The sequence below is a fragment of the Halomonas sp. SIMBA_159 genome (assembly GCF_046536035.1).
Lineage (GTDB): Bacteria > Pseudomonadota > Gammaproteobacteria > Pseudomonadales > Halomonadaceae > Vreelandella > Vreelandella venusta_A.
Genome location: NZ_JAWJBT010001543.1, coordinates 1 through 238 on the forward strand (window position 1 = coordinate 1; position 238 = coordinate 238).

Consider the following 238-nt stretch of genomic DNA (forward strand, 5'->3'; position numbering starts at 1 on the left):
CACTATGAACCCCTGTTCGACTTTGAGATGCGTCTGGTGGTGTCGCCGCAGTCTCCCCTGGCCGAGTTGAGCACAATTAAACCGGCCGATCTGGCCAGTCAGACCATGCTGACCTACCCGGTGCAAAAAAACCGGTTAGATGTGGTGAAACATTTTCTGCAGCCTGCCGGCATTGAACCTAAGGTATGGAAGCAAGCCGATAATACCCTGATGCTGGTACAAATGGTGTCGGCAGGCT

The 238-nt window shown here is 53.4% G+C and carries 1 protein-coding gene; it reads left to right on the forward strand.

All coding sequences use genetic code 11. The features are described from left to right. On the forward strand, nt 1–238 hold a 238-nt coding region (locus R0J87_RS24405), incomplete at both ends, for a LysR substrate-binding domain-containing protein (RefSeq protein ID WP_498889632.1).